The following is a 22,332-nucleotide window of genomic DNA, read 5'->3' on the forward strand; positions in this document are numbered from 1 at the left end:
ACATCGCCATGCCTCCGCACGCCGACTGCGTCGCCGATTCCGCGGGCGGTCTGACCTTCGACGTCACCGAGACCGGCGAGCCGGGCGACGCGCTCCTGGTGCTGCGCCGCCGCGGCCGCGACGAGGAGGTCAGTCTGCCGCTGACCCCGGCCGGGGACGGCCGGCTGCGCGCCGCGCTGCCCAGCAGCGTCGCCCTGGCCGAGGGCCGCTGGGACGCCTACGCGCAGGTCGCGGGCGGCGAGCCGCGCCGCCTGATGCCCGGCGCCAACGACCTGCGCTCCCTCGTCGACCGGGTGCCGAGCGGCTCCCTCGGCCATGTCGCCGTCCGCATCCCGTACGTCACCCGGCAGGGCAACCTCTCCGTCCGCAGCTGGCTGCGCGCCCCGCACGCCGAGGCGCACGAACTGGGCTCGGGCGAGGGCCGGTTGACGGTACGCGGCCGGGTGTACGGCACCGCGCTCGCCCCGGCCGCCCGCGCCGAGGCGAGCCACCGCGGCTCCGGCGTCCTGCTGCACGCCGAAGTGGCCGCCGAACAAGCCGAGTTCACCTTCACGCTGGCCTACGGCGTGCTGCCGCCCGGCACCTGGGACCTGTGGCTGCGCCCGACGGGGGAGAACGGGCCGCGGGTGCGGATCGCCCGCCTTCTCGACGACATCGCCGACAAGAAGCCGGTGCTCACGTATCCGCGGGCGGCCCTGACCGCGGAGCACGGCCCGGTACACGCCGGGCCGTACTTCACGCGCGACAACGACCTGTCCGTGTCCGTCGTCGCGAGCGGCCCCGTCACCGCAACGGACGGAAGAACTCCCTGACGTCACCGGTCAGCAGGTCCGGCGCCTCCAGGGCCGCGAAGTGCCCTCCCCGGTCGAACTCGGCCCAGTGGACGACGGAGTTGGACCGCTCGGCGATCACCCGGACCGCCCGGTCGGCGGCGAAGTTCGCGACGCCCGTGGGCACTTCGGAGCGCCGGGGCGGGCCTCCCCAGGTGCTCGCGGACTCGTAGTAGAGCCGGGCGGCGGAGCCCGCCGTCCCGGTCAGCCAGTACAGCATCACGTTCGTCAGCAGCCGGTCCCGGTCGACCGCGTCCTCGGGCAGCTCGACCGACGGATTCGTCCACTCGTGGAACTTCTCGATGATCCAGGCGAGTTGGCCCGCCGGCGAGTCCGTCAGCCCGTACGCGAGCGTTTGCGGGCGCGTCGACTGGATCGCCGCGTAACCCAGCTGGTCCCGGCCGAACTGCTGCTGGGCGAGCCGCTCGCGCTCCCGGTCGCTCAGCGCCGCCGCGTCCTCGGCGGAGAGCGGCCCGAACGGCGTGAAGCCGGCCGACGCGGCGTTCACATGGACGCCCACCACGGCGTCCGGCGCCACCCGGCCCAGCTCGGGCGAGATCACCGCGCCCCAGTCGCCGCCCTGGGCGCCGTAGCGCTCGTACCCGAGCCGGCGCATCAGCTCGGCCCACGCCCGGGCGATCCGTGCCACGTTCCAGCCGCGCTCCCGGGTGGGACCGGAGAAGCCGAAGCCGGGGAGCGAGGGGATCACCAGGTGGAAGGCGTCCGCCGGGTCGCCACCGTGGGCGCGCGGGTCGGACAGCGGGCCGATGACGTCCAGGAACTCCACGACCGAGCCCGGCCAGCCGTGCGTGAGCAGCAGGGGCAGGGCGTCCGGCTCGGGGGAGCGGACGTGCAGGAAGTGCACCCCGGTGCCGTCGATCTCCGTGACGTACTGCGGGATCTCGTTGAGGGCGGCCTCGTGCTTGCGCCAGTCGTAGCCGCTGCGCCAGTACGCCGCCAGGTCCCGGACGTACGACAGCGGGGTCCCGTACTCCCAGCCCACGCCCGGGAGTTCGTCGGGCCAGCGGGTCAGGTCCAGTCGGGTGTGCAGATCGTCGAGCCGCGCCTGGGGGATCTCGATCCGGAAGGGCCGTATCTCGTGGTTCGCGCTGTTGTCTGCCATACCGTCCACGCTACGCACGCTTGAGGACAGTCACTGTCCTCAACCGCTGACAGACTCGGACCCATGTTGGAGACATCGGCACGACTGCTGCGCCTGCTCTCGCTGCTGCAGGCCCACCGCGACTGGTCCGGGGCCGATCTGGCGGACCGCCTGGGTGTCACCCCCAGGACCGTGCGCCGCGACGTGGACCGGCTGCGCGAGCTCGGCTATCCCGTCAACGCCAGCCCCGGCACGGGCGGCGGCTACCAGCTCGGTGCGGGGGCCGAGCTGCCGCCGCTGCTCCTCGACGACGACGAGGCGGTCGCCGTGGCGGTGGGCCTGCGCACGGCCGCGGGGCAGGGCATCGAGGGCATCGGCGAGACCTCCGTACGCGCTCTCGCCAAGCTCGAACAGGTGCTCCCGAGCCGGCTGCGCCGCCGCGTGGGCGCCCTCAATGCCTTCACCGTGCCGATGCTGCGCGGCCCGCAGCCCTCCGCCGTCGACCCCGCCGTACTCACCGAGATCGCCCATCTGTGCCGCGACGCGGAACGGCTGCGCTTCGAGTACCGCAGCCACGACGACACCACCACGCGCCGTACCGTCGAACCGCACCGCCTGGTGTGCACCGAGCGCCGCTGGTACCTGGTGGCCTGGGATGTCGACCGTGACGACTGGCGTACGTTCCGGGTGGACCGCATCGTGCCGAAGCCGCCGCACGGGCCGCGGTTCGCGCCGCGCAAGCCGCCCGCGGAGGACCTCGCCGCCTATGTCTCCAAGGGCGTCTCCGTGCGTGCGTACGCCTCGCACGCCGTCGTCCGCCTTTTCGTGCCCGTCGAAGAGGCCGCCGACCGCATCTCGCCCTCGGCGGGAACGCTGGAGGCGGAGAGCACCGGGACGTGTCTGTTGCGCACGGGGGCCGCGAGCCTCGACGTGATGGTGATTCACGTGATGCTGATGGGCTTCGAGTTCGAGATCCTGGAGCCGGCCGAGTTCACCGAGGCGGTCAGGACGGCGCGGGACCGGCTGACTCGGGCTCTTGAACGGGGCCGGCCGACACCGCCGCGTACTCGGGATGATGCTCGTCGAACGCCGGGGACTCGGAGCGGATCCGGGGCAGCGTCGTGAAGTTGTGCCGCGGCGGCGGACACGAGGTCGCCCACTCCAGGGAGCGGCCGAAGCCCCAGGGGTCGTCGACCTCGACCTTCGTGCCGTACTTGGCGGTCTTCCAGACGTTGTAGAGGAACGGCAGTGTCGAGATGCCCAGCAGGAACGCACCGATCGACGAGACGGTGTTCAGCGCCGTGAAGCCGTCGGCCGCCAGATAGTCCGCGTACCGGCGCGGCATGCCCTCGGCGCCCAGCCAGTGCTGCACCAGGAACGTGGTGTGGAAGCCGACGAAGAGCGTCCAGAAGTGGATCTTGCCGAGCCGTTCGTCGAGCATCTTCCCGGTGAACTTGGGCCACCAGAAGTAGAACCCCGCGAAGGTCGCGAAGACGACGGTGCCGAAGACGACGTAGTGGAAGTGCGCGACCACGAAGTACGAGTCCGTGACATGGAAGTCGAGCGGCGGCGACGCCAGGATCACCCCCGTCAGACCGCCGAACAGGAACGTCGTCAGGAAGCCGGTCGCCCACAGCATGGGTGTCTCGAAGGACAGTGAGCCCTTGAGCATCGTGCCGGTCCAGTTGAAGAACTTCACGCCCGTCGGCACCGCGATCAGGAACGACATGAAGGAGAAGTACGGCAGCAGCACCGCGCCCGTCGCGAACATGTGGTGCGCCCACACGACGACCGACAGACCGGTGATCGCCATGGTGGCCCCGACCAGCGTCAGATAACCGAAGATCGGCTTCCGGCTGAAGACCGGGAGGATCTCCGTGATGATGCCGAAGAACGGCAGCGCGATGATGTAGACCTCGGGATGGCCGAAGAACCAGAAGAGGTGCTGCCACAGCAGCGCACCGCCGTTGGCCGCCTCGAACACCACCGAACCGAACCGCCGGTCCGCCTCCAGGACCAGCAGCGCCGCCGCGAGCACCGGGAACGCGAAGAGGACGAGGATCGAGGTGAAGAGGATGTTCCAGGTGAAGATCGGCAGCCGGAACATCGTCATGCCGGGTGCGCGCATTCCGATGATGGTCGTGATGAAGTTGACCGCGCCGAGGATCGTGCCGAAGCCGGCCAGCGCCAGCCCCATGATCCACATGTCGGCGCCGATGCCCGGCGAGCGCGTCAGGCTGTTGAGCGGCGCGTAGGCGAACCAGCCGAAGCTGGCGGGGCCCTCGGGGACGGCGATCGAGCCCAGCACGATCAGGCCGCCGAAGAGGAAGAACCAGTACGACAGCATGTTCAGCCGGGGAAAGGCGACGTCCGGCGAGCCGATCTGAAGCGGCATGATCTCGTTGGCGAACCCGGCGAAGGTCGGCGTCGCGAACAACAGCAGCATGATCGTGCCGTGCATGGTGAACAACTGGTTGAACTGGTTGTTGTCCATGAGCTGAAGGCCGGGGCGGGCGAGTTCGGCGCGCATCAGCAGCGCCATGGTGCCGCCGATCAGGAAGAAGGCGAACGACGTGATCAGGTAGAGGTGGCCGATCTTCTTGTGATCGGTGGTCGTCAGCCAGTCCACGATCAGCCGCCCCGGCTGCTTCACCGCCTCGGGTCGCTCCGTCGCCTGCACGGTGTCCGTCCCCATTGAGCGCCCCTTCGCCATCGCGTCCCGGGCCTGCTGAAGCTCACGCCATGATGCTCGCGTCTCCCGGTGCTCCGACAGGGGGCGTACGGGGGTTGTGTGCGCGAAGCGGGTATTTCTCATGCGGCGTCAGCTTCCGCGGAGAACACCGGAATCGGAAGGAAAAGGTGTCCCGTCGCAAGGCCCTCGGCGGCTTTCCATTGGATTGTTCGAAGCGGTGGAAGGCTAGCTGGGAATTACGTTCGAAGGCGTGCGGAACACGTACGGAACCCCTCGTACGTGTGACGGAGTTCGGCCGATACGCGTGTCGTGATCCTGTGACAGAAGCGTGACCGCGGGCGGACCGCCGGGCGATAGGCGGGGTACGGCAAAGGGGCCCGCACTTCCCCGGCCGCGAAGGGCCGCCTAACGTGGCCGTCATGGCACCCATTCCCACCCCGCCCGCAGAACCCCACGACAGCCCGGACAGTTACGTCGGACTGGACGAGCCGAGCGCCGAGCGCCGTGCCCGGGAGCGCGGCTGGCCCTCGGTGCGCTCGCTGCCGCCCGGCGCGATCATCACCATGGAGTACCGCGTGGGACGGCTGAACTTCGAGGTCACCGACGGCAGAGTGACCCGCTGCTGGAAGGGCTGACCTGCTGCTCTGTGCCGACCTGCGGTGCGAAGGCCCCCGGCTCGTCAGGAGCCGGGGGCCTTCGCGGTGCGGGGAGAGGCTGTGCGTACCGACCCCGCTGTTCCTGGGTGCTCAGCCGCCCGTCAGGGGGCGGGCCGGGCTGGCGCCGCGCGGCACGCGGTCCGAGTGCGGCGGGCGGCGGCTGCCGACCGGGGTGACCGGGGTGCGCTCCGAGCGGGCCGTGTGCGGTCCGGGGGCCAGGTAGCCGGGCGCTCTGGCCGAGCGGGCGGCGCCCACCGGCTCGCGCACCGGAACGTCCTCCTCCGTGGCGGCCGGCACGGGCTGTGTGAGCGGGGCGGGAGCGTTGACCGGAACGGTGACCGGGGCGGGTGCGGTGCGCCCGCGGCGGTTGCGCCAGGCGTCGCGCAGACCGAAGATCCCGTCCTCGGCGCGGGCGATCAGCGGCTCGAACCAGGGCAGCGCCAGCAGGATCAGCAGACCGGCGGCCCAGCCCAGCAGTACATCGCTCAGCCAGTGCGTGCCGAGGTAGACGGTGGTGAGACCGACGCCCAGCGAGGTGACGGCGGACACGGCGGACAGCCAGCGCCGGGCCCTCGGAGTGGAGGCCAGATAAGCCAGGATTCCCCAGGTCACGACAGCGTTCGCGGTGTGGCCGGAAGGGAATATATCGCCGCCCATCCCCATCTCGTTCGAGCCGATCGTGATGGCGTAGTGCGGGCCGAGCCGGCCCATGCCCAGCTTGGCGGCGCCGACCGTGATGTTCAGCAGCAGCAGCGAGGCACCGAGTGTCAGCAGCGGGCGCAGCGTGTGCTGCCGCCAGGAGCGCCAGCCCAGCCAGGCCGCGACCATCACCGCGGTGGGGCCGCGCTGGCCGAGCACCACGTAGTAGTCGAGGAACGCGTGGATCTCCGGCCACTGCTGGTAGGGCCGGAAGAACATGACCTGCCAGTCGAAGCGGACAAGCCATGACGTGATCGCCACGGCCCACACGATGGCCACGTAGAAGGCCAGGGTGGCTACAAGGAGCACCACCCTGTGCCGACTCATGTGCGGCACATCGATGTGGGCCGGTCGTTCCGGCTCACGGTCCAGCCGGGCGAAGACCCGGTCCAGACGGGTGAGGTTTCGTTCGGTACGCACCCAATCGACGTTACAGCGAGTGAGCTGCGTTCCAGGCCGAATCACTGTGTTTGTGATGACGATGTGATGTGGGATTGCTCTCAGGATCAGGTTTATTTCTATGGATTCCCTATTTACCGGAGCGCCCGGCCTTCAATTCCATTGATCAACGGCCGTCCCGTTTTATGGCCCTTATTTATTCGTTCACCGAATGCTGGGCCGGAATTACCCGGCCGCTCACCGGAGCCGCGGACGGCGCACGTCGATCATGGCGGTCCCGAGCCGTTCAGCCAGAAGGCCCCGTAGACCGCCGACGCCACCGCCACACCCCCGGCCACCAGCGCCGACCTGGACGTTCGCAGCCGGGACAGGGCGAGTGCGAGCGGCAGCAGCAGAGGGAAGGCGGGCATCAGAAGGCGCGGTTTCGAGCCGAAGTAGCTCGACGCGCACAGGGCGAGCGCGACGACGACCCCCGAGTACACGAGAAGCGGCAGCGGCTGCCCCTGCCGTACGCCCACGACGTACAGCCAGATCACCAGCGCGACCCCGACGACGATCCCGATGCCGGCCAGCGCCGAGGGGAACGAGGTGAACTTGTCGCCGGCGAACCGGGCGAAGGCGTAGCCGCCGTCGAAGCCGTTGCGCCAGCCCGCCTGGACGTCGAGATAGCCCAGCGGGCCGTCCCCGGTGCGGTGGCCGACCCACAGGACGTACCCGGCGGCGCCCAGCGGCGCGAGCAGCATGCCGAGGGCGCGTCGCCACCGGGGCGCGCCGCCTGCCGGGGGCGCGCTTCTCTCCCGCACGAACGAGGCGATCGCGGCCACCCACATGGCCGCGACGACCGCGGCGCCCACCGGACGGGTCAGGCCCGCCAGCGCGGCCAGCAGGCCCGCCGTGAGCCAGCGGCCGGTCAGCACCGCGTACAGCGACCAGGCGGCGAGCGCCGTGAACAGGGACTCGCTGTACGCCATCGACTGCACGACGCCGACGGGCAGCAGCGCCCACACCAGCACGGCACAGACCCCGGCCCGGGTTCCGTACACGTGGTCCGCGACGGCGAAGACGCCCCAGGCCGCTGCCAGGGAGGCGAGCGTGCTCACCAGCAGCCCCGCGTCCGCGTACGACAGCGGGGAGAGTGCGTGAATAAGCCGCTCCAGCCAGGGCAGCAGCGGGAAGAACGCCAGGTTCGAGTGCACGTCACCGTTCGGGAGGCGGACCTCGTAGCCGTAGCCGAGCTCGGCGACCCGCGTGTACCAGAGCGAGTCCCAGCGGGCGCTCAGCAGCGTGTGGGCGCTCTTGCCGTTCGCCGCGCTCCACACGGCGAGGGTGATCAGGCCCAGGCCGCGCACCGCCACGTACCCGAGGAGGGCGGGCGCGGCCCGGCGCAGGGCGCCCGCACGGGGCCGCGTCACGAGGGGCGTCTCAAGATCGGTCACGAGGCCGATTATCGACGGCATGCGGAACCGGGCGGTCCCACGGGGCGTGGTGCACCACGGGGGAGCGTGGTGTACGCCACACTCCGCGCAAGGAGAACGTGAGAGGTCCGCCACGTGTCAATGGCGAGAACTCGCGTACGCTGGCCGCTCACTCGCCTTTGTTGCGTGGACCGGGAGACACCGCTCCTCCCGGGTACGGCCGCAGGGAGTCCCCACCCCGCGGTCCCGCCGAACGCGAGGGATCAGCTGGGAGGTACGTACATGTCCGGGACGACCACGGCCGCAGTGCGTCGCCGTCGGGAGGCCGGGGCCGGTGCCAACCGCTGGGTAGTCCTTGTGGTGCTGTGCGTCAGCCTGCTCCTTGTCGCCGTCGACGCCACCGTGCTGCACGTCGCGGTGCCCGCCGTCACCGAGGACCTCAAGCCCGGCGCGATAGAACTGCTCTGGATCGTCGACATCTACCCGCTCGTCTGCGCCTCGCTGCTGATCCTCTTCGGCACGCTGGGCGACCGCGTCGGCCGCAGACGGATTCTCCTCATCGGATACGCCCTCTTCGGCGTCGCCTCGGCGCTGGCCGCCCTCGCCGACAACGCGCAGGTCCTCATCGCGGCACGCGCCCTGCTCGGTGTCGGCGGCGCGATGATCATGCCCGCGACCCTGTCGATCCTCCGCCAGGTCTTCCCCGACCGGCGCGAGCGGGCGCTCGCCATCGGCATCTGGAGCGCCGTGGCCGCCGTGGGAGCGGCCGTCGGGCCACTGCTGGGCGGCTTCCTCCTCGAACACTTCTGGTGGGGCTCCGTCTTCCTCATCAACATCCCGCTGATGCTGGTCAGCCTGCCGGTCGGCCGGATACTGCTGCCCGAGTCGCGCGGCGACCGCAACGGCCCCTGGGACGTGGTGGGCGCCCTGATGGCCGCCGCCGGACTCTTCGGGCTCGTCCTCGGCGTCAAGCGGCTCGGCGGCGGCGAGGCGCCGCTCAGTCCGTTCACGTTGCTGCCGCTGCTGGTCGGCGGCGCGCTGATGGCCGGCTTCGTACGACGGCAGCGACGGCGCGAACACCCCCTCGTCGAGCTGCGCATGTTCGCCAGGCCCGCCTTCAGCACGTCCGTCGGCTGCATCGTGCTCGCCATGCTCGCCCTCGTCGGGCTCGAGCTGATCGCCGCGCAGTACCTCCAGCTGGTGCTGGGACTCTCCCCGCTGGAGACCGGGCTGCGGCTGCTGCCGCTCACCGTCGCGGCGATGGCCTCCGGGCTCGCCGGGGCGAAGATGCTGCGGCGGTTCGGGCCGCGCTCGATGGTCTGCTTCGGCTTCTGCCTCACCGCCGCCGCGGTCGTCACGCTCACCGCGATGGGCGGTGACGACAACGCGGGGCTGCTGCTCTTCGGGTTCCTGCTCCTCGGGTTCGGACTGGAGACGACGCTCTTCGGGGCGTACGAGTCCATGCTGAGCGAGGCTCCGCCCTCCCAGGCCGGCGGCGCCGCGGCCATCGGCGAGACCTCCTACCAGCTGGGCGCCGGCATCGGCATCGCCCTGCTCGGCAGCGTGATGAATGCCGCCTACGCGCCCGGGCTGTCGTCGGTGCCCGGGGTCTCGGCCGCCGACTCCGCGGCCGCGGGGCACTCGCTCGGGGAGGCCTACGACGTCTCGGAGCGCCTCGGCGGAGCGCGCGGGGCGGCTTTGCGGCACGCCGCACGGGACTCCTTCGTGCACGGGCTGCATGTGACCCTGCTGGTCAGCGCGGGGCTGCTGCTGCTCGGGGCGGTGATGGCGCTGCGGTTGCCTCGGGTCATGGAGTGCGGGGCGCCTGCGGCGGGCTCGGCTGATATTCCCGGGCCCCGGGAGGTTGTTGTGGAGTCGCGGGTTTCTGCCTAGGGCTGCCGCCTGGGCCTTCGGCCCGGCGGATGTCTCCCACCCGCGCACCGCCCGTGCTACTCGGCTTACCAGTGCGGCTCTCCTGTGGGGGTTGCTCCTCGTTGGCGGCTGCGGGTTCGAGCCCCGGGGTTCGGGGCCTCTGGACTTGCGGGACACTGCGTCGTAACGTCGGGTCGACATCGTAACTAGCGGTGCTAGTTTTAGTGTTCCGGAGGCTGTCCCTATGTCCGCGTCCTCGAAGCTGCCCGCCTTCGACCCCGCCGACCCCCTCGGCATCGACGATCTGCTGGACGCGGAGGACCTCGCGATCCGCGACACCGTGCGGACCTGGGCGGCGGACCGGGTGCTGCCGCACGTCGCCGAGTGGTACGAGAAGGGGGAGCTGCCGGAGATCCGGGAGCTGGCGCGGGAGCTGGGCTCCATCGGCGCGCTCGGGATGTCCCTCGAGGGGTACGGGTGCGCGGGCGCGTCCGCCGTGCAGTACGGGCTCGCCTGTCTGGAGCTGGAGGCCGCCGACTCCGGGATCCGGTCTCTTGTGTCGGTGCAGGGCTCCCTCGCCATGTACGCCATCCACCGCTTCGGCAGCGAGGAGCAGAAGCAGCGCTGGCTGCCGGGCATGGCCGCCGGCGAGATCATCGGCTGCTTCGGACTCACCGAGCCCGACCACGGGTCCGACCCGGGCGCCATGCGGACCTACGCCAAGCGCGACGGCGGGGACTGGGTGCTGAGCGGGCGGAAGATGTGGATCACCAACGGGTCGGTGGCCGGGGTCGCCGTGGTCTGGGCGCAGACCGACGACGGGATCCGCGGATTCGTCGTGCCCACCGACGCACCCGGGTTCTCCGCACCCGAGATCAAGCACAAGTGGTCGCTGCGGGCGTCCGTCACGAGTGAGCTGATCCTCGACGAGGTACGGCTGCCCGCCGATGCCGTACTGCCCGAGGTCGTGGGGCTGAAGGGGCCGCTGAGCTGTCTCTCCCACGCGCGCTACGGAATCGTGTGGGGCTCGATGGGCGCGGCGCGGGCCAGTTTCGAGGCCGCCGTCGACTACGCGAAGACGCGGGAGCAGTTCGGGAAGCCCATCGGCGGCTTCCAGCTCACCCAGGCCAAGCTCGCCGACATGGCGGTCGAGCTGCACAAGGGGATTCTGCTCGCGCACCACCTGGGGCGGCGCATGGACGCGGGGCGCCTGCGTCCCGAGCAGGTCAGCTTCGGCAAGCTCAACAACGTCCGGGAAGCGATCGAGATCTGCCGTACGGCACGGACGATTCTCGGCGCCAACGGGATCTCGCTCGAATACCCGGTGATGCGGCACGCGACCAATCTGGAGTCCGTGCTCACCTACGAGGGCACCGTCGAGATGCACCAACTGGTACTGGGCAAGGCGCTCACCGGGCTGGATGCCTTCCGGTAGACCCCTGCGGAGCTGCCCCTGAGGGACAACCCTGCGGGGGCAGGGCCGGTGAGCGGCCCTGCCTCAGCTCTGGTTGAAGAAACCGTCCTGCTGACGGCCCGCGGCCTCGCCGCTGACGATCTCCGTGTTCGCGGGAGTCAGCAGGAAGACACGGTTGGCGACCCGCTCGATCGTGCCGCGCAGGCCGAAGGTCAGGCCGGCCGCGAAGTCCACGACGCGCTTGGCGTCGGTGGCCTCCATGGACGTGAGGTTCATGATGACCGGGACGCCGTCCCGGAAGAGTTCGCCGATACCGCGTGCGTCCCGGAAGCTGTCCGGGGTGACCGTGCCGATCCGGCGGCCCTTCTCCTCCGCCGTTTCGGACGCGACCTTCACGCGCGGGTCGGTGACCCAGACTTCCCCGGACTGCTGACCCTCCGCGTAGTTGTCGTCGTCGTCGTAGTAACGCTCGTCATCGTTGTCGTCGACGAGGCCAAGCCAGGCACTCGCCTTGCGCACCGATCCCATGGACGCCTCCTCTCACAGCGGTCTTTCTTGCTTTCCGCATCCCCATGGTCGTCCATGATGCGGATGTCGCGCCAAGTGGATAGACGCCGCGCGGGGGTTTCGTGACGGTACTGGTGCACAACGAATCCGTCGAGAGCCCGCGTTTCCCAAGGGTCTTGCTGTGAACGGCTGCTGACTGAGAGTGAAATATGATTTCTCTCGGCGGATGGGTGACGGGTGGTGCGTACGGGTGAACGGGGTGGTCGATACGATGCCGCAGCTCAACGTCGTACATGCCGAAGTGCGTGTTGTCGTACCAGTCACGGGTCACGGGTTCACGGGGGAGTGTCGTGTTCGGAATTGTGAGGCCATGCAGCCACCGTCTCGGGGAAGGCCTGAAAGCGCAGTGGATGGCGCATTTGTGCGGGCTCTGCCTCGCGCTGCGCGGGGATCATGGACAGTTCGCCCGGGTCGTCACCAACTATGACGGGCTGCTCATCTCGGTTTTGACGGAGGCTCAGACCGAGCGGGCGAGCGGCGGGCGACGGACCGCCGGGCCCTGTCCGCTGCGCGGCATGCGCACCGCCTCCGTCGCCCAGGGCGAGGGCGCGCGCCTGGCCGCCGCCGTCTCGCTCGTGCTGGCGTCGGCCAAGGTGCGCGACCATGTCGCCGACGGGGACGGCCTCTTGGCGCGCAGGCCCGTGGCGCTCGCCGCGCGCAAGGTCGCCGCGAGCTGGGGCAAGGCGGGCGCCCGGACCGGATCCGACGTCGGGTTCGACACCGCCGTACTCGTCGACGCCGTGGACCGGCAGCTCGGCATCGAGACGCTCGCCGGGCTCGGCACGCCGATCCTGACGGTCACCGAGCCGACCGAGACGGCGACCGCCGCGGCCTTCGCGCACACCGCGATCCTGGCCGGCCGGCCCGGCAACGCCGAGCCCCTCGCCGAGGCCGGACGCCTCTTCGGACGGCTCGCGCATCTGCTGGACGCCGTGGAGGACAGGGAAACTGACGCCGCGTCGGGCGCCTGGAACCCGCTGACCGCCACGGGGACCTCGCTGACCGAGGCACGACGGCTCGCCGACGACGCGCTGCACGGCATACGGCTCGCGCTGCGCGAGACGGAATTCACCGACGGCAAGCTGGCGCATCTGCTGCTCGCGCACGAGCTGGGGCGCTCGGTGGACCGGGCGTTCGGGACCGAGGCCTGCTCGCACGGGGGAGCGCACTTGGCGGAGGGGACCCTGGCGGGCACCGCCGAGGGCGCCTTCGGGCCGCCGCAGCCGGGCGGTCCGCAGGCGCCGCACGGTCCCTACAACCCACAGAATCCGTATGGCGGAGGCAACCCCTTCGGTGGTGAACCGCCGCGGCCCGGCAAGCGCGGCTTCTGGGCGGGGTGCGCGGCCGCGATCGGGGTGTGCTGCACCTGCAAGGTGTGCTGCGCCGACGAGTTCGAGGGACCGTGGTCCCGCAAGAAGCGCGAAGGGTGCCTCAGCGGCTGTGACTGCAGTTGCTGCGACTGCTGCGAGGCGTGCGAATGCTGCGAGTGCTGCTCATGCTGCGACTGCGGACTGTGACGAATTCCGTATACGACCGCGAAGTGTGACGCCCCTGATAGGGGCCCGCATACGACCGTTCTGTCGTGCGCGGCAGTCCTGCCGGGCGGGGCGCCTTCTGTTTCCGGACGGTAAAACAAAAACATGATCCGGTGACCAGGGTGCCGTGAGGGTCGTTGGTAGAGCGCAGAACCATTTCTGCCCTGCCAGCAACTCGTCCTCCCCATAAGGCACTTCAGTGGACGTCACACCGAAAGCGGCAACCGGGCGCAAGCCCGGCGCCCGCGGCGGGACGGGCCGTACGGCTCCCCGCACCATCCGTACCAGGCTCCTCAGGATCCTGATCCTCGCCCTCGCCGTCCTGCTCGCGCTGCTCGGCACCGCCGCTGCCGAGCAGATCGCGGCCTACCGCAACGCCGCGGCCACCGCCGACAACGCACGCCTGGAGATCACCCTCCAGGGCCTCGTCCACGAGCTGCAGAAGGAGCGCGGGCTCACCACCGGATACGTGGGCGGCGTACGGCAGTTCAGCAGCAAGCTGCCCGCGCAGCGCAAGGCCACGGACGGCGCACGCAAGGAGCTCGACCGGGCTCTCCGCGGCCGCGACGACGCGGCCGCCGACTCCGTGCGCGAGTCCCTCGACCGCCTCAAGGGCCTCGTCGGGATCCGCCGGGACGCCGACGACGGAACGGGCGTGGTGAAGGACACCTTCGACTACTTCACCACCACCATCACCGTCCTCGACCGGCTCGGGCTCGGCCTTGACGACGTCCACGACGGCACCCTGCGCGACGCCTACCAGGCGCTCCAAGTCCTCGGTAATTCCAAGGAGTTCATGGGCGAGGAGCGTGCCATCGTGCTCGGCTCGGTGCGCGCCGGGCGGTTCCGGGGCGACGACTACAGCCGGTTCATGGAGATCCGCGCCGGACGGCTCGCCGCCCTCGACGCGTTCCCCCGCTCGGCCTCCGACGCGCAGGAACGGCGCCTGGACGCGGCCCTGACCACGCCCGACGCCGAGCATGCGTTGTCGTACGAGGAAATCGCCGTGGGCGGTGGCGGCCGGCTCAGCTCGCGCGGCATCCAGCCGATGGCGTGGTGGACCAGCATGACCTCGACCATCAACGGACTGCGGGACGTGCAGATCTCCCTCGGCGCGGACGTCGAGAACCGGGCCGCCGAGCTGGAGAGTTCGGCCCAGCGCGACCTGCTGCTGTTCGTGCTGCTGGCGCTCGGCACCGTGGCCGCGCTCGGCGCGCTCGCCCTCGACTGCGTGCGGTCCGTGTCCACACCGCTCACCGATCTCGCGCAGCAGGCGCGCGATGTCGCCGGCGCGCGGCTGCCGCAGGCCGTGGCCCGGGTGCAGGCGGCCTCCTCGGGGGAGAGCCCCGAACCGCCCGCGTCGCTCGCCGTCACCGACAAGGCCGGTGCGGAAGTGCGGGAGGTCGCCGAGGCCTTCGACCGGGTGCAGCGCGCCGCCTTCGACCTCGCCACCGAACAGGCCGTGCTGCGCCGCAACGCCACCGACTCGCTGGTCAGCCTCGGCCGCCGCAACCAGAACCTGGTACGCCGTCAGATCAGCTTCATCAACAAGCTGGAGCACGAGGACGCCGACCCCGCGACCCTCGCCAACCTCTTCGAACTCGACCACCTGGCCACCCGTATGCGTCGCAACGCCGAGAGCCTCCTCGTCCTCGCGGGGGAGTCCAGCCCCCGGCCCTGGTCCACGCCGCTGTCCGTCACGGACGTGCTGCGGGCCGCGCTCTCCGAGGTCGAGGAGTACCGGCGGGTCACGCTGCGGCGGATCGAGCCCGTCCACATCACCGGGTCCGTCGTCGCCGAAATCGCCCATCTGCTCGCCGAGTTGGTGGAGAACGCGCTGAGCTTCTCGCCGCCGGACTCCGACGTCGAGATCGAGGGGCGGCGCACCAGCGCGGGCTATCTCGTCGCGATCGTCGACCATGGGCTCGGCATGGACACCCAGGCGCTCGCCGAGGCGAACGTACGGCTGTCCGGCACCGCCAGCTTCATGGCCGAACCCACCCGGTTCCTGGGCCACTTCGTGGTCGGCGCGCTCGCCCGCAAGTGCGGCATCGAGGTGCGGCTCGGCGAGGCACCGGCCGCCGGTGTCGTCGCGCGCGTACTGATCCCGACCTCGCTCCTCACGGAGGGGGCCGCCAAGGCCGTTGCGGGGACCGGGAGTCGGACCGCTGCCGAGGTAGCGCCGGATCGGGCGGTGCTGCCCGCTCCGCGGAATGCCGAGCCGCAGGAGTCGTCCGCCGATCTGGTGTCGGTGGCGATGGGTACGACAACCGGCCCTGGTGGCCGGGCAGTTGGTGATCAAGAGGGTTCGCCGTCGCGTGCCAGGGAGGGTGCCGCTCAGCGGGGTGAACCCTCGCGGGGCGCCTCCGCGGCCCGTACCCGCAACGGACTGGTCAAGCGTCCGCGGCGCAGCGCCATCTCCGAAGCGGTCAGCGAGACCGACCGGCCCACCCGTCCGGCGCCCACCGAACCGACCCCCGACCGCAGCCCCGAGGAGATCTCCGGGATGCTCTCGACGTTGCGCAGCGCGCACATGCGGGGCGGGATCAGCGTGGAGATGGAGAAGGAGAAGGAAAAGGGGAAAGCCAAGGGGCGCGACAGTGAGCGCGGTAAGGAACGGGAGAGGGAGCGCGGTGATGTGACGGTCGCCGGGACGGGTTCGGCGGCCTCGGTCGGGACCGCCGTATCGGGTGACGCGGTTGGGTCCGGCGTATCGGGTGACGCGGTCGCGACCGCGGTCTCGGGGGATTCGACCGGCGCCGTCGACAAGAGTGCTGACCAGACCGCCGACCGGAGTGCCGGCAACGGCTCGCACGAGAAGGGCCGTCGCCAGTGACCACGCTCGACACCCACAACGACTCGCAGACCTTCAACTGGTTGCTCGCCAACTTCGTCCGGAACACCGACGGCGTACGCGATGCCGTCGCCGTCTCGTCGGACGGGCTGCTGATCGCCGTGTCGGACGGGCTCGGCCGGACCGAGGCCGACCATCTCGCGGCGATCGTGTCCGGGCTGAGCAGCCTGGCGCGCAGCGCGTCGAAGCGGTACAGCTTCGACGGGGTCAAGCTGATCATGATCGAGATGGGGCGGGGCTTCCTGCTCGTCTCGGCCGTCCGGGACGGCAGCTGCCTGGGCGTTCTCGCCGACAGCAGCGGTGAACTCGGCCTGGTCGGCTATGAGATGGCGGTGCTCGCGGAACGGGCGGGTGATCTGCTCACCCCGACGCTGATCGCCGACCTGCGCCAGGTGCTGCCACGGTGAGCGGCGACGGTCCCCCGGCGGAGGTCGAGGACGCGACGTTCGTACGGCCGTTCATCATCACCGGCGGCCGGTCCGAGCCCGCGCAGGCGGACCTGCGTCTCGAAACGCTCGTCGTCGCGGTCGGGACGTCCCGCGAACCGCTCGCCCTCGAGCGTCAGCACATCGTCGCGCTGTGCGAACAGCCCATGACCGTCGCGGAGTTGGCCGACCGCGTGGGCGTGCCGCTGGGGGTCGCCAAGGTGTTGATCTCCGACCTTGTCGTCGCCGGGCGGCTCGCCTGTCAACAACCCGCGGAGCTGCCGCTCCACACGCTCGAGAGGATCAGGGACCATGTCCGCGCGCTCTGACAAGATCGTGCCGCTGGCCGTGAAGATCGTGGTCAGCGGCGGCCTCGGGGTCGGCAAGACGACCTTCATCGGTGCCGTCTCGGAGATCGAACCGCTCGACACCGAGGCGGCGATCACCCAGGTGTCGGTGGGCGTCGACTCGCTCGACGGCGTCGAATCCAAGACCACCACGACCGTCGCGCTCGACTTCGGGCGGATCACGCTCGACCCGACGATCGCGCTGTACCTGTTCGGCACACCCGGGCAGGACCGGTTCTCCTTCCTCTGGGACGACCTGGTGGAGGGTGCGCTCGGCACGGTGGTCCTCGCGGACACCCGCCGGATCGAGGACTGCTTCCCGGCGCTGGACTACTTCGAGGCGCATCACGCGCCGTTCGTCCTCGCCGTGAACCGCTTCGACGGGGCCGAGCGGTTCGACGTCGAGGAAGTGCGGGAGGCGTTGGGGCTCGGCCCCGATGTGCCGGTGCTGGATTGCGACGCGCGGGCGCGGGCCTCCGTACGGGATGTCTTGGCAGCGCTTATGGACCGGGTGATCGGGGCGAGGTCGGCGCCTCGGCGCCGGGCGACTGTGTTGGCGCGGTAGCGCCGTATTGCAGCTGCTGGTTGTTCTTTGGCCGCGGGCCGGCTGTGGCTGGTCGCGCAGTTCCCCGCGCCCCTGACGGGACACTCCCCCAGGGGCGCGGGGAGCCCCAGCCTCTCTAGCCCTTGAGCTCCGGCGGAGAAATCTGCGACTTCTCGATCGCCGAGCCTGTCGTGCCCCACTTCTTGAGGATCTTGTCGTATGTCCCGTCCGCGATGAGTTTGTTGACCGCGGCCTGGAAGGCGGGCGCCAGCTTCGTGCCCTTCTTGAAGGCGAAACCGACGTCGAGGCGGTGGTATTCGCTGAGGAACTTCACGCCTTCCTGGTGGGCGACGGCGTAGCGCAGTCCGTTGATGGTGCTCATCACGACGTCGCTGCGGCCCTGTTGGAGCGAGGACCAGATGGCGCCCGGTTCGCTGTAAGTCTGCACCTTGTAAGCCTTCTTGCCCGCGTCGGTGCAGACGCTCTTGCCGTCCTCCAGCGTCGCCTCGAAGGTGGTGCCAGCTCCGGTCGCGACGTTCAGCCCGCACAGCTGCCTGAGGTCGGTGACCTTCCCCAGCTTGCTGTCGTCGCGGGCGGCGAACCCCTGGCCGTCGTTGACGTACGTGACGAAGTCGATCGTCCTGCGCCGCTCGTCGGTGACACCGAAGTTGCTCGCGCCGAAGTCGTACTTGCCGCTGTCGAGGGCCGGCAGGATCGCCTCGAAACCGGCGGCCTCGTGCTTGAGTCTGATGCCGAGCACCTTGCCGACGGCGTCCGCGAAGTCGACGTCCTGGCCGGTCAGGGTCTTGCCGTCGTCCAGGTAGGTGGTGCCGGGCGGTGTGCCGCCGACGCTGATGGCGACGGTCAGGCTGCTCACGCCGGAGGGCAGCAGTTTCGCCGCCGTCTCGTCCTTCGGGATGGACGAGACCACGTCCGTGGTCGGGATCTTGTCGCTTCCGGCCGCGGCCTGGGCGGTGCCCGAGCCGCCGGTGCCGTTCGAGTCGCCGGAGCCGCAGGCCGTGAGCAGCAGAGTGGCGGACGTTATCAGGGCAAAAGGCATGAAAATGCGGCGACGGGGCCGCGCGGACGTACTCATGGCGTACGGATCTCCAGAGCAGGCAGGCGAGAGTCGAACCGAGCTGGGCGCGCGAGGGGAGGGGAGGCGCGGGCTACGCGTGTGTGAAGGCGTGGACAACGGCGCGAAGGCGCCGGGACAACGCGGAGAACGCCCGTTCAGAAAGGGCGCAGGAGGTCAGCTCAACAGGAAGAGGACCACACTCGACCGAAGTCGATGTGGGAGCGCGTGACCAGCCACTGCTGCGGATGCATGAGCCCAAGTGGAACAGGCATCCGTTTCCGCGTCAACTGACGTGAGACGTACGGCTCACAGTCTGGACAGCCTTGACAGCGAGGGGAAACGGCCCCGTACTCTCGACGGACGGCCCTGCTGAGGGGCTCGGCCGTACGGCGCCCTCGCAGGCGCCGCGTGTGAAGGCATCACCGTGTTCGACTCGACGCATCACGGAGCCTTCGCATGTCCTCCGACACCCTCGTCAAGGTGGCCGCACCGCACGAAGCGGCGCCCTTGCGCATCGTTCCGCGACGCCGCCCCGGTCTGTGGGCCACCGCCGCCGCCGTCCTCGTACTGCTCGGACTCGCCGTCAACTCCGTGGTCCGCAACGAGGCGTTCCAGTGGGACGTCGTCGGCGAGTACTTCACCTCGGCCTCGGTGCTGCGCGGCCTGTGGCTCACCCTGTGGCTGACCGCGGTCGTGATGGCCCTCGGCTTCGCGCTGGGCACCGTGCTCGCCGCGGCCCGGCTCTCGTCCAACCCGGTTCTGCGGACGGTGAGTTGGGGCTACGTCTGGCTGTTCCGGTCGATGCCGATCCTGGTGCAGTTGCTGTTCTGGTTCAACATCGGGGCGCTGTACCCGCACATCCTCGGAGTGCGGACGGTGAACCTGCTCGGCCCGGTCACCGTCGCCATCGTCGGCCTGACGCTGCACGAGGCCGCGTACGCCGCCGAAGTCGTGCGCGGCGGCATCCTCTCCGTCGACCGCGGTCAGATCGAGGCCGCGCAGGCACTGGGCCTCAGCCGGTGGCGCCGCTGGCGCCGGATCGTGCTGCCGCAGGCGATGCGCTCCATCGTGCCGCCGGCCGGGAACATGCTGATCGGCACCCTCAAGGGCACCTCCATCGTCAGCGTCATCGCCGTGCAGGACCTGCTCTACTCCGTGCAGCTCGTCTACCACCGCACCTACCAGGTCATCCCCCTGCTGATGGTGGCCACCCTCTGGTACATCGTCGTCACCTCGGTGCTCGGCGTCGGCCAGTACTACGTCGAGAAGCACTACGCGCGCGGTTCGGAGCGGACGCGATGAGCGGCGGACGCCCTTCCCTGGTGATCGTGGGTGCCGGGCCGCGGGGGACCGGTCTTCTGGAGCGGATCGCCGCCAACGCGCCTGAGCTGTACGCCGATTCGGGCCTCGACGTGCATCTGGTGGACCCCCATCCGCCGGGCGGCGGACGCATCTGGCGCGAGGAGCAGTCGCCGCTGCTGTGGATGAACTCGCAGGCCCAGGACGTCACGATGTTCACCGACGAGACGGTCGCCATGGCCGGGCCGGTCCTCGAAGGCCCCACCCTGCACGAGTGGGCGGGCCTGGACGGGCGTACCTTCGCCGACCGGCAGCGACAGGGCGCCTATATGCGCTGGGTGTACGAGAAGACCGTGGCCGCCCTGCCCCCGGGCATCACCGTCCACCACCACCCGACCCGCGCCCTGCGCGTCGGCGGGTCCCGCGAGGGCCGCCAGCAGGTCTGGCTGGAGGGCCGCCCCCGTCCGCTCCTCGCCGACCTCGTCGTTCTCGCGCTCGGCCACCTCGACGCCGAACTCGACGAGGAACAGCGCGAGTTGGCCGCGTACGCCCGTGAACACGGGCTGCTCCACCTGCCGCCGGACTTCACCGCCGACAGTGACCTCTCCGCACTCGCCCCCGGCGAACCGGTGCTCGTCCGTGGCTTCGGGCTCGCCTTCGTCGACCTGATGGTGCTGCTGACGGAGGGACGCGGCGGACGCTACGACGGCGAGGAGTACGTCCCCTCCGGACGCGAGCCCGTCCTGTACGTCGGCTCCCGGCGCGGCGTCCCCTACCACTCCAAGATCGGCTACGACTGGGAGGGCGAACGCCCGCCGCTGCCACGCTTCTTCGGGCCCGGCGAGGTCGACGAACTGCTCGCGCGCAGATGGGGGTCCCCCCGGTCGAGCGAAGCCGAGAGTGGGGGAGGCTTCGACTTCCGCCGTGACGTGTGGCCGCTGGTCGAGAAGGAACTGGGCTTCGCGCACTACCACCGGCTGTTCACCGCCCACCCCGAGCGAACGGCTCTTCCCTGGGCGGACTTCGAGGAGAAGTACGCGGCGGGCGACGGCGCCGACCTGCAGGCCCTGGTGGCGTCCGCCGTGCCCGACCCGGCCGACCGGCTCGACCTCGCCGCGCTCGACCACCCGCTGGACGGGGTGCGCCACACCTCGCGGGAGAAACTCCAGACCGGCCTGCGCACCTACATCGAGGACGATCTGAACAGACGTCACGATCCTTCGAAGAGCCCGGACTTGGCGGTCTTCATCGGGCTGCTCTCCGTCTACGGCCAGCTTGTCCGGCTCGGAGACATCGGCTCCTGGTGGCACGGCTTCTTCAGCTATCTCGCGTCGGGGCCGCCCGGGCCGCGGCTGCGCCAGATGCTCGCTCTCTCACGGGCGGGCATCCTGAAGTTCCTCGGCGCCGACATGACCGTCACCGCCGAGGACGGCGTCTTCCGGGCGGGCAGCGCCACCCTGCCCGGCGCGGTGACCGAGGCTCGCGCCCTCGTCGAGGCGCGGCTGCCGCACCCCACGGTCGCCCGGACCCGGGACGTGCTGCTGCGCGAGCTGTGGGAGGACGGTGCGGCGGCCACCCCCGAGGGACTGCTCGCCGTCGACCCCGTCGACGGCCGCGTTCTGGACCGATCCGGCACCCCGCACCCCCGGCGCTTCGCGCTCGGCCCGCACACCGACGCCCGGGGCTCCGGCGCGTTCACCCGGCCTCGCACCGGCGGCCCGGCCTTCCGGCAGAACGACGCGACGGCCCGCGCCGCGCTGGTGTTCCTGCGCGACCTTCACTACGCCCGAGGAGTAGCGTGATGAGCACACCTGTCACCCCCGCCACGTCCGCCATGGTCGACATCAAGTCCGTGCGCAAGAGCTTCGGTTCGCTGGAGGTGCTCAAGGGCATCGACCTCGAAGTCCGCACCGGCGAGGTCACCGTGATCCTCGGCCCCTCCGGCTCCGGCAAGTCGACGCTGCTGCGCACCATCAACCACCTGGAGAAGGCCGACGAGGGCTCGATCAGCGTCGACGGCTCGTACGTCGGCTACCGGCGCTCTGGCGACAGGCTGTATGAGCTGGGCGAGCGGGAGATCCTCAGGCAGCGCACCCAAATCGGCTTCGTCTTCCAGAACTTCAACCTCTTCCCGCACCTCACGGTGGTGGACAACATCATCGAGGCCCCGGTCTCCGCGCTGCGGCGCCCCCGCAAGGACGCCGTGGAGAGCGCGCGCCGTCTGCTCGACCGGGTCGGGCTCGCCGACAAGGCCGACGCCTACCCGGGGCAGCTCTCCGGCGGCCAGCAACAGCGTGTCGCCATCGCCCGTGCGCTCGCCCTGGAGCCGAAGCTGCTGCTCTTCGACGAACCGACCTCGGCGCTCGACCCCGAGCTGGTCGGTGAAGTCCTCGACGTCATCAAGGACTTGGCCCACCAGGGCACCACGATGATCGTCGTCACGCACGAGATCGGCTTCGCCCGCGAGGTCGCCGACACCGTCGTCTTCATGGACGACGGCCGCATCGTCGAACAGGGCGCCCCCGGCGACGTACTCGACCGACCGCGGCACGACCGCACCCGCACCTTCCTCTCGAAGGTTCTGTGAACCCCCTTTCCCCGACC

18 protein-coding genes and 1 pseudogene are annotated in these 22,332 nt (G+C 70.4%); 13 read left to right on the forward strand and 6 right to left on the reverse strand.

Going from position 1 to position 22,332, the window contains the following annotated elements; all coding sequences use genetic code 11:
- Positions 1–8: 8 nt before the first annotated feature.
- Positions 9–812 (forward strand): hypothetical protein, encoded by an 804-nt coding sequence (locus AB5J56_RS35255; protein WP_369242990.1) that lies wholly within the window; start codon positions 9–11, stop codon positions 810–812.
- On the opposite strand, the gene AB5J56_RS35260 is transcribed toward AB5J56_RS35255, so the two are convergent.
- A complete protein-coding gene (locus AB5J56_RS35260) occupies positions 784–1,953 on the reverse strand; it encodes an epoxide hydrolase family protein (protein WP_369238838.1) in 1,170 nt (389 codons plus the stop codon). The two genes, AB5J56_RS35255 and AB5J56_RS35260, sit on opposite strands and share 29 nt — an antisense overlap.
- Positions 1,954–2,016: 63 nt before the next feature.
- Here AB5J56_RS35260 and AB5J56_RS35265 point away from each other — a divergent pair, with 63 nt between their 5' ends.
- Positions 2,017–3,057, forward strand: coding sequence for a helix-turn-helix transcriptional regulator (locus tag AB5J56_RS35265; protein ID WP_369238840.1), 1,041 nt, complete (start codon positions 2,017–2,019; stop codon positions 3,055–3,057).
- Here AB5J56_RS35265 and ctaD read toward each other — a convergent pair.
- Positions 2,987–4,627 (reverse strand): annotated as a pseudogene (gene ctaD / locus AB5J56_RS35270) (cytochrome c oxidase subunit I); the annotation flags it as partial. The gene AB5J56_RS35265 and the pseudogene ctaD overlap by 71 nt on opposite strands.
- A gap of 416 nt (positions 4,628–5,043) precedes the next feature.
- Here ctaD and AB5J56_RS35275 point away from each other — a divergent pair.
- On the forward strand, positions 5,044–5,259 hold the full coding sequence (locus AB5J56_RS35275; protein WP_369238842.1) for an I78 family peptidase inhibitor: 216 nt from the start codon (positions 5,044–5,046) through the stop codon (positions 5,257–5,259).
- A 111-nt stretch (positions 5,260–5,370) separates the two neighbouring features.
- On the opposite strand, the gene AB5J56_RS35280 is transcribed toward AB5J56_RS35275, so the two are convergent.
- Both AB5J56_RS35280 and AB5J56_RS35285 read right to left on the reverse strand, forming a co-directional pair.
- On the reverse strand, positions 5,371–6,399 hold the full coding sequence (locus AB5J56_RS35280) for a phosphatase PAP2 family protein (protein ID WP_369238844.1): 1,029 nt from the start codon (positions 6,397–6,399) through the stop codon (positions 5,371–5,373).
- 245 nt (positions 6,400–6,644) lie between these two features.
- Positions 6,645–7,814: a glycosyltransferase family 39 protein gene (locus AB5J56_RS35285; protein WP_369238845.1), complete on the reverse strand. Its 1,170-nt coding sequence runs from the start codon at positions 7,812–7,814 to the stop codon at positions 6,645–6,647.
- A 261-nt stretch (positions 7,815–8,075) separates the two neighbouring features.
- Between AB5J56_RS35285 and AB5J56_RS35290 the strand changes: the two genes are divergently transcribed.
- Together AB5J56_RS35290 and AB5J56_RS35295 are read left to right on the forward strand one after the other, a co-directional pair.
- Entirely contained in the window at positions 8,076–9,686 is a 1,611-nt protein-coding gene (locus AB5J56_RS35290) for an MFS transporter (RefSeq protein WP_369238848.1), read from the forward strand.
- Positions 9,687–9,909: 223 nt separating this feature from the next.
- Positions 9,910–11,100, forward strand: coding sequence for an acyl-CoA dehydrogenase family protein (locus tag AB5J56_RS35295; RefSeq protein ID WP_369238849.1), 1,191 nt, complete (start codon positions 9,910–9,912; stop codon positions 11,098–11,100).
- Positions 11,101–11,163: 63 nt separating this feature from the next.
- Here the strand turns inward: AB5J56_RS35295 and AB5J56_RS35300 are convergent, their stop codons facing one another.
- The gene (locus tag AB5J56_RS35300) at positions 11,164–11,607 is read right to left on the reverse strand and encodes a cell division protein SepF (RefSeq protein ID WP_369238851.1); all 444 of its coding nucleotides are present in this window, start codon (positions 11,605–11,607) and stop codon (positions 11,164–11,166) included.
- A 329-nt stretch (positions 11,608–11,936) separates the two neighbouring features.
- On the opposite strand from AB5J56_RS35300, the gene AB5J56_RS35305 reads away from it, so the two are divergent.
- The 5 genes from AB5J56_RS35305 (at position 11,937) to AB5J56_RS35325 (ending at position 17,372) form a co-directional block, all read left to right on the forward strand.
- Entirely contained in the window at positions 11,937–13,163 is a 1,227-nt protein-coding gene (locus AB5J56_RS35305; protein WP_369238853.1) for a DUF5685 family protein, read from the forward strand.
- A 217-nt stretch (positions 13,164–13,380) separates the two neighbouring features.
- Positions 13,381–16,017: a nitrate- and nitrite sensing domain-containing protein gene (locus AB5J56_RS35310; RefSeq protein WP_369238855.1), complete on the forward strand. Its 2,637-nt coding sequence runs from the start codon at positions 13,381–13,383 to the stop codon at positions 16,015–16,017.
- Positions 16,014–16,442: a roadblock/LC7 domain-containing protein gene (locus tag AB5J56_RS35315; RefSeq protein WP_369238857.1), complete on the forward strand. Its 429-nt coding sequence runs from the start codon at positions 16,014–16,016 to the stop codon at positions 16,440–16,442. The genes AB5J56_RS35310 and AB5J56_RS35315 overlap by 4 nt, the downstream gene beginning before the upstream one ends.
- Positions 16,439–16,789 carry a DUF742 domain-containing protein gene (locus AB5J56_RS35320; protein WP_369238859.1) on the forward strand — a complete coding sequence of 117 codons (351 nt, stop codon included), beginning with the start codon at positions 16,439–16,441 and terminating at the stop codon, positions 16,787–16,789. Before AB5J56_RS35315 ends, AB5J56_RS35320 begins: the two co-directional genes overlap by 4 nt.
- On the forward strand, positions 16,773–17,372 hold the full coding sequence (locus tag AB5J56_RS35325) for an ATP/GTP-binding protein (RefSeq protein WP_369238861.1): 600 nt from the start codon (positions 16,773–16,775) through the stop codon (positions 17,370–17,372). The genes AB5J56_RS35320 and AB5J56_RS35325 overlap by 17 nt, the downstream gene beginning before the upstream one ends.
- A gap of 115 nt (positions 17,373–17,487) precedes the next feature.
- Here AB5J56_RS35325 and AB5J56_RS35330 read toward each other — a convergent pair whose 3' ends face one another.
- The gene (locus AB5J56_RS35330) at positions 17,488–18,447 is read right to left on the reverse strand and encodes an ABC transporter substrate-binding protein (RefSeq protein ID WP_369238863.1); all 960 of its coding nucleotides are present in this window, start codon (positions 18,445–18,447) and stop codon (positions 17,488–17,490) included.
- Positions 18,448–18,885: 438 nt separating this feature from the next.
- On the opposite strand from AB5J56_RS35330, the gene AB5J56_RS35335 reads away from it, so the two are divergent.
- From AB5J56_RS35335 to AB5J56_RS35345, 3 genes are read left to right on the forward strand one after another with little or no spacing between them, the layout of a single operon-like run.
- Entirely contained in the window at positions 18,886–19,731 is an 846-nt protein-coding gene (locus tag AB5J56_RS35335; protein WP_369238865.1) for an amino acid ABC transporter permease, read from the forward strand.
- Positions 19,728–21,530 carry an FAD/NAD(P)-binding protein gene (locus tag AB5J56_RS35340; protein ID WP_369238867.1) on the forward strand — a complete coding sequence of 601 codons (1,803 nt, stop codon included), beginning with the start codon at positions 19,728–19,730 and terminating at the stop codon, positions 21,528–21,530. The genes AB5J56_RS35335 and AB5J56_RS35340 overlap by 4 nt, the downstream gene beginning before the upstream one ends.
- Positions 21,530–22,315, forward strand: coding sequence for an amino acid ABC transporter ATP-binding protein (locus AB5J56_RS35345; RefSeq protein ID WP_369238869.1), 786 nt, complete (start codon positions 21,530–21,532; stop codon positions 22,313–22,315). The genes AB5J56_RS35340 and AB5J56_RS35345 overlap by 1 nt, the downstream gene beginning before the upstream one ends.
- Positions 22,316–22,332 lie beyond the last annotated feature (17 nt).

It is taken from the genome of Streptomyces sp. R21 (assembly GCF_041051975.1).
Taxonomy (GTDB): Bacteria; Actinomycetota; Actinomycetes; order Streptomycetales; family Streptomycetaceae; genus Streptomyces.

Bases quoted from the DNA above. Each gene is read 5' to 3' on its own strand.
- AB5J56_RS35300 (WP_369238851.1), bottom strand. From the start codon at position 11,607: ATGGGATCGGTGCGCAAGGCGAGTGCCTGGCTTGGCCTCGTCGACGAC.
- AB5J56_RS35290 (WP_369238848.1), top strand. From the start codon at position 8,076: ATGTCCGGGACGACCACGGCCGCAGTGCGTCGCCGTCGGGAGGCCGGG.
- AB5J56_RS35330 (WP_369238863.1), bottom strand. From the start codon at position 18,447: ATGAGTACGTCCGCGCGGCCCCGTCGCCGCATTTTCATGCCTTTTGCC.
- AB5J56_RS35295 (WP_369238849.1), top strand. From the start codon at position 9,910: ATGTCCGCGTCCTCGAAGCTGCCCGCCTTCGACCCCGCCGACCCCCTC.
- AB5J56_RS35345 (WP_369238869.1), top strand. From the start codon at position 21,530: ATGAGCACACCTGTCACCCCCGCCACGTCCGCCATGGTCGACATCAAG.
- AB5J56_RS35335 (WP_369238865.1), top strand. From the start codon at position 18,886: ATGTCCTCCGACACCCTCGTCAAGGTGGCCGCACCGCACGAAGCGGCG.
- AB5J56_RS35275 (WP_369238842.1), top strand. From the start codon at position 5,044: ATGGCACCCATTCCCACCCCGCCCGCAGAACCCCACGACAGCCCGGAC.
- AB5J56_RS35340 (WP_369238867.1), top strand. From the start codon at position 19,728: ATGAGCGGCGGACGCCCTTCCCTGGTGATCGTGGGTGCCGGGCCGCGG.
- AB5J56_RS35265 (WP_369238840.1), top strand. From the start codon at position 2,017: ATGTTGGAGACATCGGCACGACTGCTGCGCCTGCTCTCGCTGCTGCAG.
- AB5J56_RS35255 (WP_369242990.1), top strand. From the start codon at position 9: ATGCCTCCGCACGCCGACTGCGTCGCCGATTCCGCGGGCGGTCTGACC.
- AB5J56_RS35325 (WP_369238861.1), top strand. From the start codon at position 16,773: ATGTCCGCGCGCTCTGACAAGATCGTGCCGCTGGCCGTGAAGATCGTG.
- AB5J56_RS35260 (WP_369238838.1), bottom strand. From the start codon at position 1,953: ATGGCAGACAACAGCGCGAACCACGAGATACGGCCCTTCCGGATCGAG.